This is a genomic window from Saccharothrix ecbatanensis, from assembly GCF_014205015.1.
GTDB classification, from domain to species: domain Bacteria; phylum Actinomycetota; class Actinomycetes; order Mycobacteriales; family Pseudonocardiaceae; genus Actinosynnema; species Actinosynnema ecbatanense.
Window position 1 is genome coordinate 8,919,672 of sequence record NZ_JACHMO010000001.1, and the last position, 13,950, is coordinate 8,933,621.

Sequence of the window (13,950 nt, forward strand, 5' to 3'; positions counted from 1 at the left end):
GACTTGACGGACCCAGCTGTGACGGACGCCGATGTGACGGACGCCGATGTGACGGAACCCGATGTGACGAACGCGGATGTGACCGAGCCGGACGGCGCCGGCGCGCGGGTGGTCGGCCCGTGGCGGGCCGCGCTGCTCGTGGTGGAGAACCACTGGACCTGGTACCGGCGCAACTGGCGGGCCACGGTCATCTCCAGCTTCCTCCAGCCGGTGCTGTTCCTGCTGGCCATGGGCGTCGGCTTCGGCTCGCAGGTCCAGGTGGGCGAGGCCACCGACGGCTACCGCTACGTGGTGTTCCTGGCGCCGGCGCTGCTGGTCATCACGGCCGTGCAGAACACCATGTTCGAGTCCACCTGGGCGGTGTTCTCGGCGTTCAAGTGGCAGCGCAAGTACCTGGCGATGGTGTCCACCCCGCTGACGTCCGCCCAGGTCCTCTACGGCCAGCTGCTGTGGAACGCGTTGCGCCTGGCGGCCGGCGCGATCGTGTTCCTCGGCATCGCCGTCGCCCTGGGCGCGATCACCAGCCCGTCGGCGCTGCTGGCGGTGCCGTTCGCGGTGCTCACCGGCATGGCGTTCAGCGCGCCCGCCGTCGCCTACACCGCGACCAGGGAGAAACCGGACTCGTTCAACGCGATCTTCCGCTTCCTGGTGATGCCGATGACCCTGTTCACCGGCGGGTTCTACCCGATGAGCCAGCTGCCGGACTGGATCCACCCGCTGGCCTGGATCACCCCGGTCTGGCACGGCATCGAGCTGGCCCGCGGCGTCACCTTCGGCACCCTGCGCCTGCTGCCCGCCCTCGGCCACATCGCCTACCTGTGCGCCCTGATCGCGCTCGGCGTCCTCCTTGGCCGCCGCTACTTCCACCGGAGGCTGGCCGTATGAACCGCGAGTCCTCCACCCGGGCGCCGCGGACCGACCGCTCAGGCACCGCGAACCCGCCGTCCGCGCAGCCCGGGAACGGCGCCGGCCTGCTGTTCCGGATCATCCCGCCCGGCCTGTACGCGGGCCGCTCGCACACCCTGATCGAGCGGTCCTACCTGGTCAACAAGCGGGCCTGGATGCAGGTGTTCTCCGGCTTCTTCGAGCCGCTGTTCTTCCTGTTCTCGCTCGGCTTCGGCCTGGCCCAGCTGGTCACCACCGTCGAGGGCCCGGGCGGGCCGATGCCCTACGCCGCGTTCGTGGCGCCCGCCCTGCTGGCTGCGTCGGCGATGAACGGCGCGGTGTTCGAGGCGACGTTCAACCTGTTCTTCAAGTTCAAGTACGCCAAGACGTACGACGCGGTGCTGGCCACGCCGCTCGGCCCGGTCGACATCGCGGTCGGCGAGGCCACCTGGTGCCTGATCCGGGGCGGCATCTACGCGGGCGGGTTCATCGCGGTCATGCTCGGGTTCGGGCTGATCGACTCGCCGTGGGCGCTGCTGGCGCTGCCGGCGTGCCTGCTGGTCGCGCTCGGGTTCGCCGCCATCGGCATGGCCGCGGCCACGTACATGCGGTCCTGGCACGACTTCGACCTGGTGCAGCTGGCCGTGATGCCGCTGTTCCTGTTCTCCGGCACCTTCTACCCGCTGTCGGTCTACCCGGGCTGGATCCAGGCCGTGGTCGAGTGGACGCCGCTGTACCATGCGATCGAGTTGATGAGGGCGCTGACCTCGGGTTATGTCGGCTGGGGCGCGCTCGGTCACGTCGCCTACTTCGTGGTGATGGCGTGCATTGGAGTGGTTGTCGCGGCTCGGCGGCTCGGCAAGTTGCTGTTGACCTGACGTGGTTGAACACTGGACGAACCCCGAGTACCGGAGGTCGTCGTCATGGACGTCATCACGCTGATCGGCCGCATCCTGTTCGTGTTCCTGTTCTTCGGCTCCGCGTTCGGCCACATCACCCAGACCGAGGCGATGGCCGGCTACGCCTCGTCCAAGGGCGTGCCGTCGGCGAAAGCCGCCACGTTCGGCAGCGGCGTGCTGATGGCTGTCGGTGGGTTGATGCTGCTCCTGGGCGTGTGGGCCGACCTGGGCGCGTTGCTCCTGGTGATCTTCCTGGTCCCCACGGCGTTCCTCATGCACAACTTCTGGAAGGAGACCGACCCGCAGGCCAAGCAGATGGAGATGATCCAGTTCAACAAGGACCTGGCCCTCGCGGGCGGCGCGCTGATGTTCTTCGGCCTCTACGCGGGCGCGGGCTCCGAGCTCGGTCTCACCATCACCGGACCGCTGTTCTGACTACCGCAGGCCCTGCCGTTACCCTGAAACGGTGAGTGTCGAGTCGGTCTTCCCCGCCCTGGAACCCCTGCTGCCGAGGGTGTCCAAGCCGGTGCAATACGTCGGCGGGGAACTCAACGCCACCGTGAAGGACTGGGACGCCGCCGCCGTGCGGTGGGCCCTGATGTACCCGGACGCCTACGAGGTCGGGCTGCCCAACCAGGGCGTCATGATCCTGTACGAGGTCCTCAACGAGCTGCCGGACGTGCTGGCCGAGCGGACCTACGCGGTGTGGCCCGACCTCGAGAAGCTGATGCGCGAGCACGGCGTCCCGCAGTTCACCGTGGACGCGCACCGGCCCGTGGCCGCGTTCGACGTGTTCGGGGTGAGCTTCGCCACCGAGCTGGGCTACACGAACATGCTCAACGCGCTGGACCTGGCGGGCATCCCGATCCACGCCGCCGACCGCACCGAGGACCACCCGATCGTGGTGGCCGGTGGGCACGCGGCGTTCAACCCGGAGCCGATCTCGCCGTTCATCGACGCCGCGGTGCTCGGTGACGGCGAGGAAGCCGTCCTGGAGATCACCGACATCGTCCGCGCGTGGAAGGCCGAGGGCTGCCCCGGCGGGCGTGACGAGGTCCTGACCAGGCTCGCCGAGACCGGCGGCATCTACGTGCCGCGCTTCTACGACGTGGAGTACCTGCCCGACGGTCGCATCCAGCGCGTGGTGCCGAACCGCGAGCGCGTGCCGTACCGGGTGTTCAAGCGGACCACGATGGACCTCGACGCGTGGCCGTACCCGAAGCAGCCGCTGGTGCCGCTCGCGGAGAGCGTGCACGAGCGGATGAGCGTGGAGATCTTCCGCGGCTGCACGCGCGGCTGCCGGTTCTGCCAGGCGGGCATGATCACCCGCCCGGTGCGGGAGCGGTCGATCGAGGGCATCGGCGCGATGGTGCAGCGCGGCCTGGAGGCGACCGGTTTCGAGGAGGTCGGCCTGCTGTCGCTGTCCAGCGCCGACCACTCGGAGATCGCCGAGATCACCAAGGGCCTCGCGGACCGCTACGAGGGCACGAACACCGGCCTGTCGCTGCCCAGCACGCGCGTCGACGCGTTCAACATCGACCTGGCCAACGAGCTGTCCCGCAACGGCCGCCGGTCGGGCCTGACGTTCGCCCCGGAGGGCGGCAGCGAACGCCTCCGCCGCGTGATCAACAAGATGGTGTCGGAAGAAGACCTGATCCGCACGGTCAGCGCGGCGTTCAGCGCGGGCTGGCGGCAGGTGAAGCTGTACTTCATGTGCGGCCTGCCCACCGAGACCGACGACGACGTGCTCCAGATCGCCGAGATGGCGAAGAACGTGATCCGCGCGGGCCGCGAGGTGTCCGGGCGCAAGGACATCCGCTGCACGATCTCGATCGGCGGGTTCGTGCCCAAGCCGCACACCCCGTTCCAGTGGGCCGCGCAGTGCGACCCGGAGACCGTGGACGACCGGCTGCGCAAGCTGCGCGACGCGGTGAACTCCGACCGCGGCCTTGGCCGGAACATCGGCATGCGCTACCACGACGGCAAGCCGTCGCTGATCGAAGGCCTGCTGTCGCGCGGCGACCGGCGCATCGGCCTGGTGATCGAACGGGTGTGGCGCGAGGGCGGCCGGTTCGACGGCTGGTCCGAGCACTTCTCCTACGACCGCTGGGTCAAGGCCGCCGAGACCGAGCTGACCCCGCTGGGCGTGGACCTGGCCTGGTTCACCACGCGCGAGCGCGAAGAGCTGGAAGTCCTGCCGTGGGACCACCTGGACTCGGGGCTGGACAAGGAATGGCTCTGGTCGGACTGGCAGGACGCGCTGGACGAGCGTGAGCAGGACGACTGCCGCTGGACGCCGTGCTTCGACTGCGGTGTGTGCCCGGCGATGGGCACCGACATCGAGGTCGGCCCCACAGGTCGCACGCTGCTGCCGATCTCGCCGGTCGGCACGGGCTCGCCGGTGCGCAACCCCACGCTGGCGAACGGCTAAGGGTCCGCAGACCTCGGCCGCCTCGACCCGGATCGCACGCACGGGCACACCCGTGCCGCCGCACGCACCTGCGGCGCCTGGTCCGGGTCGGGGTTGCGGGCGTACCGCAGCCGCCCGTCGTCCAGCACCCGGAACACCTTGGGCGCCTGGGCCTGGCCGCAGCGCGTAGTGCCTGCACCGCTCGTGGTCGACCGTCCGCCCCGACATCGTGGCGACGTCCCACACCCCGTTGTCGTGTTCCGAGACCGCGAGCACCACGTGCGCATTGCACTCCGAAATGTGCACCAGGACCGTCCGGTGGCGTTATCCGTATCCTTTCAGAACCAGTGGCTCGGAGCCTGTTCTTGTAGTACGTTCGGCATGGTCTCATTCGCCCCCGCCGCATGCGTACTCCGGGAGGTTGGGTACTCCATGAATTCACTGGGCGGTGTCGGGGTGGGCGACAAGGGATCCGGTGAAGAACTCGTCACCGTGCTCTACGTGCAGTTCAAGGGCGCGCTGTACGCCCATGTGCTCGGCCTGACCAACCACGACCGGCAGTGGACCGAGGACGTGGTCCAGGAGACCTTGATCCGCGCCTGGCAGAACGCCGAGACGCTGGTCCGCGACCCGCGGATGCTGCGGGGTTGGCTGGTCACGGTGGCCAGGAGGATAGTCATCGACGGGTGGCGCACGCGGCAGGCCAGGCCGCAGGAAGTTGAGCTGACCAGCCCGGACGCGGTCGAGGTCCCGGACGAGACGGAGCAGCGGCTGTCCATCATGGTGATCAACGACGTGATCGGCAGGCTCGGCGCCGAACACCGCGCGGTCATTTACGAGACGTACGTCTGCGGCCGTACCGTGCGTGAAGCGGCGTTGGTGCTCGGCATTCCGGAGGGCACCGTGAAGTCACGGGTCTACAACGCGATGAAGATCCTGCGCCGCGCGTTACGCGAATGGCACTGAAAAAGCCGGGCATCGGCACCGGGAAGAAATACCCGGACGACGGCGCGGTTATTGTCCGTACGGCCGGCGAATCTACTCGTGGAAGTCGGACCTCGATTCTCGCGGAAGCCCGGCGGGACGTCTCTACGGTGGGCACCGAAGGAAATCAGGGGGCAGGGATCGCGGTCCTTCGGTACCGAGAGGGCTGGACAGGTGTCCTACCGTGGTGGTCCCGATCGACCGCCCCGGCTGCGCCGCAGCAGATCGGAGCCTTCCGGTGACTTCCGCGAACCCGACACCGCTCCACGGCCGGGACGGCGAACTGAGCGCCGCTCGGGAACTGCTGCGCGGAGTGCTGGCGGGCCGCACCACGACGCTGCTCGTCACCGGCGAGATCGGCGGCGGCAAGTCCGCTCTGCTGACCGCGATCGCCGACGAGGCGCGTGACCTCGGCTTCCCGGTGGCGACGGCGGCCGGCGCCCGGCTGGAGAGCGACCTGCGCGGCGGCGTGGTCGGCCGGCTCGGGGAAGGGCTGCACGACGGCCCCGCCGAATCGCTGGACTGGTTCTACCGCGTGGTCCGGGAGGCGCTGGGCCGCGGGCCACTGCTGCTGGTCGTGGACGACGTGGACCTGTCCGACAGCTGGTCCCTCCGCTGCCTGGCATACGTGCTGCGCCGTGTCGCCGACCAGCCGTTGGCGGTCGTGCTCGGCGCGACCACGGGCCAGCCGCCGCTCGGCGACGTGACGCTGTCCGAGCTGGTCGGCATGCACCACGAGCACATCGAACTGGCCGGGCTGGACGTCACGGCGGTGGCCGCGCTCGTCGGCGACGCGCCCGCGTCCGTCTGCCGGGACGTCACAGGCGGCAACCCTGGCCTGCTGGCCGCGTTGGCAGACCAAATCCCCACCGCGGCGGACGTGCGCACGCTCGGCTCGGCGGACATCGGCGCGGCGCTGCGCGTGCGGCTGCGTCGTTACGGGGGCGCGGTGGAGGCGGTGCGCGCCGCGGCCGTGCTGGGGGAGGACGCGACCGTGGACCGGCTCGCCGCGATGGCGGGCGTCGAACCGCGCAGCGGGCTGCGGATCATCGACGGCCTCGTGCGGCTGCACGTGTTCCGCGACGACTACCCGCTCGGCTTCGTCCACCCCTACCTGCGCAACTCCGTGCTGGCGGACGTCCCGGTCGCCACCAGGGCCGCCGACCACGCTCGTGCCGCCGTGCTGCTGCGGGACGCGGGCGCGCCGGACGAGCGGATCGCCGAGCACCTGCGTGAAGCGCCCGCCGTGCCGCTCCCGTGGGGCGTGGAAATCCTGCGGCGTGCCGCCCGCGAAGCGATCTACGACGACCGGCTGGACGCGGCACAGGACTACCTGGAGCGCGCGCTGGAGGAACGCCTGTCGTCCGACGAACGCCTCGCCGTGCAGCTGGAACTGGTCCACGTCACGTTCCTGGTCGACCAGGAAGCCGGCATGGCCCGGCTGCGGGACGCGCTCGCGCACGCCGACGACGCCAGGTCCGCCGCCGGCCAGGCCGTCACCATGCTGCTGAGGCTGTGCAGCGGCCCGGAGGCACGCCTCGCGGTGTCGATAGGCCTGCAACTGGCGTCCCGCCTCACCTCCCAGGAGCACGACGAGTCGTGGGAGCTCCGGGTCATGGCGTACCTCGCCAGCGCGGGCAACGACGTCGCCCTCGCGCTGCGCGCCAGCATGTTCACCGACGAGCTGGAGTCGGAGGTGCCGCACTCGCCGCGGCTGCGCCAGGTCCACTCCGCGTTCCTCTCGCTCGGGCACGCGTTGCGCGGCGAGTCGGCCGAGGACGCCCTGCGGTACGCGGCCGAGGCGTTGGAGGGCGAACGCGTCGACGTGTTCGTGCAGCCGTTCGTGTTCACCGTCAGCACGTGCTTCATGGCGGACGCGCCGGAGCTGTCCGACCGGTTCCGCCGCATGATCGGCAGCGAGACCGAGCCGCACGACTACCACCTGCGCAAGGGCACGGTCGTGTCGATGGCGCACGGCATGGACTTCCTCGCACGCGGCGATCTGGTGCGCGCCAAGACGTTCCTCAAGTGGCAACTGCGACTGTTCGATGAGTTGGGCTCGGTCGCCGTGTGCCCGATGGCGATCCTGTGCGCGGCCCGGCTGGCGGAGGTTTTGGTCGACCTCGGCCGGTTCGAGGAGGCGCGGGACCTGGTGGCGCGCTACGGCTTCGCCGACGACCTGCCGGAGCTGTTCCAGCACAACCTGACCTTGTACGCGCGGGGCAAGCTCAAACTCGCCCTCGACGACCCGCGTGGCGCGTTGGCGGACCTGCTCGAATGCGGGCGAAGACTGGGCGCGTCCAAAATAGACAGCCCAGCGATCCTGCCGTGGCGTGCGCCGGCGGTGCGGGCGCACCTCGCGCTCGGACGCCGTGAGGCCGCAGTCCGACTGGCAGCCGAAGACCTGGCCCGTGCCAAGCGCTGGGGCACACCGCGCGCGATGGGCACCGCGCTGATCTCCGTCGGCCTCACCGCGGACGACGACGCCGCGACCCGCGCGTTGGCCAAGGCGGTGGAGTACCTGACCGAGTCGGTCGCCCGCCTGCTGCACGCGGAGGCGCTGCTGGAGCTGGGAGCGCAGTTGCGCCGTCGTGGCCGGGCCGAGCGCGCCATCCCGCACTTGCGGCAGGCCGTCGAGCTGAGCGCCCGGTGCGAGTCCAAGCCGTTGATCCGCCGGGCCGCCGAGGAACTGCGTGCCTGCGAACCGGCCACCGCCCACGGCACCGTGCACGGGTTGACCAAGCAGGAGACCCGCGTCGCCGGCATGGCCGCCCAGGGCCTGACCAACCGGCAGATCGCCGAAGCCCTGTTCCTCACCCGCCGCACGGTCGAGCTGCACCTGTCCGGCGCCTACCGCAAGCTCGGCATCGCCGGCCGAGCTGACCTCGCGGGGGCGTTGCGCCGCCAGGGGCAGTACTCAGCGTGACCCGTCGTCCGGTCCGGATTGCACGGCCGCCAGCGCGTCGACCAGCCCGTGCCCGTAGAAGCCGTTGTACTCCGAATAGCCGGTGCAGAACGCGTCCTGCACACCCGTGCCGTTGAGGTCGTAGTCCGCCGGGCACGGCAGCGTCTCCGCCTGCGCGTTGAGCATCCGGGTCAGGTCGTTGGCGCTCGCCTGGGGATGCGTGGACGCCAGCAGCGCCGCCACCCCCGACACATGCGGCGCGGCCATCGACGTGCCGCACGAGTAGTCGTACCCGGCGGCCGGCACTGTCGACAGCACGCACCCGGACTTCGCGTCGTCCGGCGGCTGCCTGCGGTCGCCGCCCGGCGCCGTCACGTCCACCGCGCCCAGCCCGTACGAGCTGTACCCCGCCTTGACCTTCTCCGCGCCCACCGACGACACCGCCACCACGTTGCGCAGCTGCGCCGGAAGCACCAGGCACGTGTTGTCCACCGGCCGCGGCTTCACGTCCTCCGGCGCGGCGTTGGTCGGGCTCAGCGCGTCGTGCCCCGGTTTGGTCAGGTCGGCCGCCGAGTTGCCCGCCGCCGCCACCGTCAGCACGCCCTGCGAACCCGCGTACTCGACCGCACGCCGCACGGCCTCGTAGACCACGGACTGCCCCTGCTTGTTCTGGCAGGTGAACACCCACGGGTCGATGAAGTAGCTGTTGTTGGTGATGGTCATGCCCTGCTCGGCGGCCCACATGAACCCGCACACCGCGTACTCGGGGTAGATGAAACCGGCGTCGTCCACGACCTTCACCGACGCGATCCGCACGCCCGGCGCGACACCCGTGGTGCCCAAGCCGTCGTCGGCCGCCGCGATCGTGCCCGCAACGTGCGTGCCGTGCCCGGACGTCGTCGGCGACCACGCCGCGGGCGTCGGATCGGCCACACCGGACGTGCAGCCCGCGGACAGCGCCGGGTCGAGCGCGCCGACCAGGTCCGGGTGCGCCGGGTCGATGCCCGAGTCGAGCACGCCGACCACCACGTCCCGGCTGCCGGTGCTCACCGCGTGCGCCTCGGCCGCCCGGATCAGGTCCATGTCCCACTGCTCGGCGGTGCGGTCCACCGCACCCGTCGAAGCGCGCGCTCCGGCCGCCTCGTCGTCCGGCTTCTTCTGCCGGCCCTCTTTCGGCGTGGCGGGCGCGCCGGTGCGCTTGGAGAGGCCGTCGAACTGCGCGCTGTACGCCCGGTCGACGCCCATCCGGCGGCCGAACCGGGGATCGGCGGACACGGCGACGGCCACCGCGATCTGCGGGTAGTACCGGGTCGTGGTGCCGCACGCGGCGGCGACCTGGGCCTCGGCCAGCGGCGCGCTCGTCTCGGCGGAGAAGACCACCAGGTAGCGCAGGGTCGGACCGGGCTGGACGCAGCCCGGCGCGGTCGCCGGCTCCTCCGCGGGGTGGGCCGCCGCGGGCGTGGTCGCCACGAAGCAGCCGGCCGCGAGCAGCGCCGCGCTGACCGCGACCGCTTGGACGCGGCGGTGCAGAGGCACGGGGGACCTCCAGTGCTGGACCGGTCGGGGTGCCGGACTAGAGCCGTCGATCGGACCCGGGGGCGAGACGATCGGGACTGCTGTTGCCGGACGGTAGCCACGCCGGGCGAAGCAGACAAGCGCGACGGTGCCGAACGGGTCCAAGGTACCGTCCTGGTGGAGTAGGACCGTGGACCGTTGGGGTGCTCACCCCATCGTGGAGCCACCCGGTACCCAAGGGGAGTAGCCCTGAGCCGCCAGCAGCAGCCCACCAATCCGTCGGCCGCACCAGTGCAGAAGCTGCGACTGCGTTACGCCAAGCGCGGCCGGCTGCGGTTCACGTCACACCGCGACATCGCGCGAGCGTTCGAGCGCGCGCTGCGACGGGCTGGTGTCCCCATGGCCTACTCCCAGGGCTTCAGCCCTCACCCGAAGGTGTCGTGGGTCGGCGCGGCGCCGACCGGGGTGGCGAGCGAGGCCGAGTACGTCGAGATCCAGGTCGTCGACCGGGTGGACCCGGACGCGCTGCGCACCGCGCTGGACGCCGTGCTGCCGCCGGGGCTCGACATCCTGGAGGTCGTCCAGTCGGCCGGCGGCACGCTGCCCGAGCGGATCGACGCCAGCGAGTGGCGGGTGGAGCTGCCCGGCGTGTCGCCCGAAGAGCTGTCCGAAGCCGTGACCGCGCTGCTCGCCGCGGGATCGGTCGAGGTGGAGCGGCTGACCAAGGACGGCAAGAAGATCGTGGACGTCCGGCCCGCGATCGTGTCGGCGCAGGTCGGAGCGCAGACCGAGGCGCATTCGGAGGCGCATTCGAGCGACGCCGGACACGATGGACAAGATTTGTCACGGCCGTGTGGGATACTCATGACGGTCGTACGGCAGACAACCCCTACCGTGAGACCCGACGACGTGCTGAGTGCGCTCCGAGTCGTCGCCGACCTGGTTCCGCCGGTGCCCGCGAAGGCGACCCGGATGGCGCAGGGGCGGCTCGACGACGAAGGCTGCCTGGTCGACCCGCTTGCCCTGGACAGGGCGGCGGAGGTCTGACCGGGTGGTGCGGAGCGGCGCTGACGGCGTCGTCGAAAAGTGTTATCGGACCTGCTGTGCCGCGTGCCCCACGGGTGGGCGCCACAGCGCGAGGCAAGGATTCCCGCCGCCAGCCGCGGCGGTGAGTGGACAAGAGAGGCCCCTGCGCGGCCGCGTCGGTTGGGACGCGCCCGGGGGCGGAGGAGCTGCATTGTCGAACACGGAAAAGCCTGCCGGCGCCGCCGGCGGGGGTAACGCCACATCCGCACACCCGGACTTGGCGGATCTTCCCGCCAAGCTGCGGGTGCACGCGCTGGCCAAGTTGCTCGGCGCGAGCAGCCGGGACGTGGTGGCCGCCCTCGCCGACCTCGGTGAACCGGTCAAGGGCGTGCAGTCGAGCGTGAGCCGCGATCTCGCGCTCAAGGTCGCCGAGAGCCTGCGGGGCTGGGACGACATCGTCACCGGCGACGTGGACGAACAGACCGAGGAACCCGTGGCGGTGGCCCGCGACGTGGCGCCGCTCGCGCCTCTGTTCGCCCCGCCGTCGGCGATGTTCCTGCCCCCGACGCCGGTGGTGAAGCCGCAGGTCGTCGAGGACGAAGACGACACCGAGGACGAGTCCGACGAGCACGCCGCCGAGGACGCGGGTGACGAGGGCGAAGGCCGTCGTCGCCGTCGTCGTGGCCGTCGTGGCCGCGGTCGCGGCAAGGGCGTCGGCGACGAGAACGGCGAGGACGAGCAGGGCGAAGAGCCCGCCGAGGCCGAAGCCGAGCCCGAAGCCGCCGAGGAGCCGGCGGCAGATGACGAGGGGCCGGGCAGCCGGCGCCGTCGGCGTCGTCGTCGCCGCAAGACCGGCGCCGAGGAAGAAGCCGCGCCGAGCGAGGACGACCCGCCGAACACGGTCGTGCACGTCCGCGAGAGCACCAGCCGCGACGCGCGCGACGACAAGGCCGACTCCGAAGCCGCGCAGAACGAGGTCCGCAGCGTCCGCGGCTCCACCCGGCTCGAGGCCAAGCGCCAGCGCCGCCGTGACGGCCGCGAGGCCGGTCGCCGCCGTGCCCCGGTGCTGTCCGAGGCCGAGTTCCTGGCCCGGCGCGAAGCCGTGGAGCGCACGATGGTGGTGCGCGAGCGCGGTGACCGCACGCAGATCGGCGTGCTGGAGGACGGCGTCCTGGTCGAGCACTTCGTGACCTCGTCGGGCAGCGGTTCGCTGGTCGGCAACGTCTACCTCGGCCGCGTGCAGAACGTGCTGCCCTCGATGGAGGCGGCGTTCATCGACATCGGCCGTGGCCGCAACGCGGTGCTCTACGCGGGCGAGGTCGACTGGGACGCGGCCGGCCTGGAGGGCAAGGCCCGCAAGATCGAGCAGGCCCTGTCGTCGGGCGACAGCGTGTTGGTGCAGGTCACCAAGGACCCGGTCGGCCACAAGGGCGCCCGGCTGACCACTCAGATCAGCCTGCCCGGCCGCTTCCTGGTGTACGTGCCCGGTGGTGGCGCGACCGGCATCAGCCGCAAGCTGCCCGACAACGAGCGCAAGCGCCTCAAGGACATCCTCAAGCGCGTGGTCCCGGAGGACGCGGGCGTCATCATCCGCACCGCCTCGGAGGGCGTCGCGGAGGAGGAGCTGGCCCGCGACGTGACCCGGCTGCAGGCGCAGTGGCAGGTCATCAAGGACCGGGCCGACGTGCCGAAGGCCCAGGCGCCGCAGCTGCTGTACGAAGAGCCGGACCTGCTGGTGAAGGTCGTCCGCGACCTGTTCACCGAGGACTTCGCCGCGCTCGTCGTCCAGGGCGCGGACGCGTGGGAGACCATCGACGCCTATGTGCGGCATGTCGCGCCGGACCTCCAGGAACGGTTGCGCAAGCACGTGGGCACCAACGACGCGTTCACCGAGTACCGGATCGACGAGCAGCTGCTCAAGGCGCTGGACCGCAAGGTCTGGCTGCCGTCGGGCGGCTATCTGGTCATCGACCGCACCGAGGCGATGACGGTCATCGACGTGAACACCGGCAAGTTCACCGGTTCGGGTGGAAACCTCGAAGAGACGGTGACCAGGAACAACCTGGAGGCGGCCGAGGAGATCGTCCGTCAGCTGCGGTTGCGGGACGTCGGCGGCATCATCGTGATCGACTTCATCGACATGGTGCTGGAGTCGAACCGGGACCTGGTGCTGCGCCGGCTGACCGAGTGCCTCGGCCGTGACCGCACCCGTCACCAGGTGGCCGAGGTGACGTCGCTGGGTCTGGTGCAGATGACCCGCAAGCGCGTCGGCACCGGGCTGCTGGAGGCGTTCTCCAGCACCTGCGAGCACTGCCGCGGGCGTGGCGTGGTCATGTCGACCGAGCCCGTTCAGGCGCAGGGCAACGGCGGTGGAAACGCCGCCGCTCAGCCCGCTCAGCCCGTTCAGCAGCAGCAGCAGCAGAGTGGCCGCAAGTCGCGTCGCGGCAAGATCGCCGACGCGCCGGAGCCGGTGGCCGAGCAGACCGTGGAGCCGGCCGAGGAGCCGGAGGCGATCATCGAGCAGTCGACCTCGGACGAGCCGGTGGCCGCGGTGATCGAGGAGGAGGCCGCGCCGGAGACCCCGAAGCGCGACCGCCGCCAGCGTCGCCGGGCACGCCGGGAAGCCGGTGCCGTCATCAAGCACGGCGACGAGCCCGCCGAGCCGGCCGAGACCGCTCCAGTCGCACCGACCAGTGCCGCCGGCACGGCCACGTCGGTCGTGACCAGTGCCGAGACGACCCCTGAGCCCGCCCCGGCGGCTCAGACGGCAGAGCCCGCGCCCGCCGCCCCGGCGGCAGCGGAAGAGCCCCCTGCCGCGCCCGTCAAGCCCGCGCGGACGGGACGGGTCGGACGGGTCACGAGGGCGAGCGCTCCGCCCAAGGCACAGCCGGCACCCGAGCTGATCGTCCAGCCGACGGTCCAGCCCGAGCCCGCCAAGCCCGCCAAGGCCGAGCCGGTCGCACCTGCGGCATCAGCGGCACCGGCGGCATCAGCCGAACCTTCGGTCGACCAGCCGCTCAACGGCCACCCTCCGGAGCCCACGGCACCTGCGGTGACGCGTCGCCGCACGGCCCGCCGTGCCGCCTCCCGTCCCGCCGGCCCGCCCTTGGGCGCGGTCAACGAAGGCTGACCGAGCACTGAGTGACGTGCTGAGCGACAAGCACTGAGAAGCACTGAGAAGCACTGAGAAGCACTGACAAGCACGATCCGCCGAACCGCTGTCCAGCCTCGCTGGGCAGCGGTTCGGCGTGAACGACCATCGCACCCCTGGCAGCCCTCGGCCCTCGGCGCCCAGCTCCGCCCTTTCTTCCTGTAGCCAGCCCAGC

9 protein-coding genes are annotated in these 13,950 nt (G+C 71.1%); 8 read left to right on the forward strand and 1 reads right to left on the reverse strand.

What is annotated here, in order from left to right; translation table 11 throughout:
- Positions 1-18 precede the first annotated feature (18 nt).
- From F4560_RS39690 to F4560_RS39715, 6 genes are all read left to right on the forward strand, one after another.
- Positions 19-885 (forward strand): ABC transporter permease, encoded by an 867-nt coding sequence (locus tag F4560_RS39690; RefSeq protein ID WP_312869755.1) that lies wholly within the window; start codon positions 19-21, stop codon positions 883-885.
- Positions 882-1,763 carry an ABC transporter permease gene (locus F4560_RS39695; RefSeq protein WP_184928171.1) on the forward strand — a complete coding sequence of 294 codons (882 nt, stop codon included), beginning with the start codon at positions 882-884 and terminating at the stop codon, positions 1,761-1,763. Before F4560_RS39690 ends, F4560_RS39695 begins: the two co-directional genes overlap by 4 nt.
- A gap of 45 nt (positions 1,764-1,808) precedes the next feature.
- Positions 1,809-2,219, forward strand: coding sequence for a DoxX family protein (locus tag F4560_RS39700; RefSeq protein ID WP_184928172.1), 411 nt, complete (start codon positions 1,809-1,811; stop codon positions 2,217-2,219).
- A gap of 31 nt (positions 2,220-2,250) precedes the next feature.
- Entirely contained in the window at positions 2,251-4,215 is a 1,965-nt protein-coding gene (locus tag F4560_RS39705; RefSeq protein ID WP_184928173.1) for a TIGR03960 family B12-binding radical SAM protein, read from the forward strand.
- A gap of 411 nt (positions 4,216-4,626) precedes the next feature.
- Entirely contained in the window at positions 4,627-5,160 is a 534-nt protein-coding gene (locus tag F4560_RS39710) for a sigma-70 family RNA polymerase sigma factor (protein ID WP_184928174.1), read from the forward strand.
- Between the two features lie 256 nt (positions 5,161-5,416).
- A complete protein-coding gene (locus F4560_RS39715; protein ID WP_184928175.1) occupies positions 5,417-8,104 on the forward strand; it encodes a helix-turn-helix transcriptional regulator in 2,688 nt (895 codons plus the stop codon).
- On the opposite strand, the gene F4560_RS39720 is transcribed toward F4560_RS39715, so the two are convergent.
- On the reverse strand, positions 8,096-9,619 hold the full coding sequence (locus F4560_RS39720; RefSeq protein WP_184928176.1) for a S8 family peptidase: 1,524 nt from the start codon (positions 9,617-9,619) through the stop codon (positions 8,096-8,098). The two genes, F4560_RS39715 and F4560_RS39720, sit on opposite strands and share 9 nt — an antisense overlap.
- A 270-nt stretch (positions 9,620-9,889) precedes the next feature.
- Here F4560_RS39720 and F4560_RS39725 point away from each other — a divergent pair, with 270 nt between their 5' ends.
- Both F4560_RS39725 and F4560_RS39730 read left to right on the forward strand, forming a co-directional pair.
- Entirely contained in the window at positions 9,890-10,645 is a 756-nt protein-coding gene (locus F4560_RS39725) for a TIGR03936 family radical SAM-associated protein (RefSeq protein ID WP_184928177.1), read from the forward strand.
- A gap of 190 nt (positions 10,646-10,835) precedes the next feature.
- Entirely contained in the window at positions 10,836-13,754 is a 2,919-nt protein-coding gene (locus F4560_RS39730) for a translation initiation factor IF-2 N-terminal domain-containing protein (RefSeq protein WP_184928178.1), read from the forward strand.
- Positions 13,755-13,950 lie beyond the last annotated feature (196 nt).

Excerpts from the sequence above, each read along its gene's own strand:
- F4560_RS39700 (WP_184928172.1), top strand. The coding sequence starts at position 1,809 with ATGGACGTCATCACGCTGATCGGCCGCATCCTGTTCGTGTTCCTGTTC.
- F4560_RS39710 (WP_184928174.1), top strand. The coding sequence starts at position 4,627 with ATGAATTCACTGGGCGGTGTCGGGGTGGGCGACAAGGGATCCGGTGAA.
- F4560_RS39695 (WP_184928171.1), top strand. The coding sequence starts at position 882 with ATGAACCGCGAGTCCTCCACCCGGGCGCCGCGGACCGACCGCTCAGGC.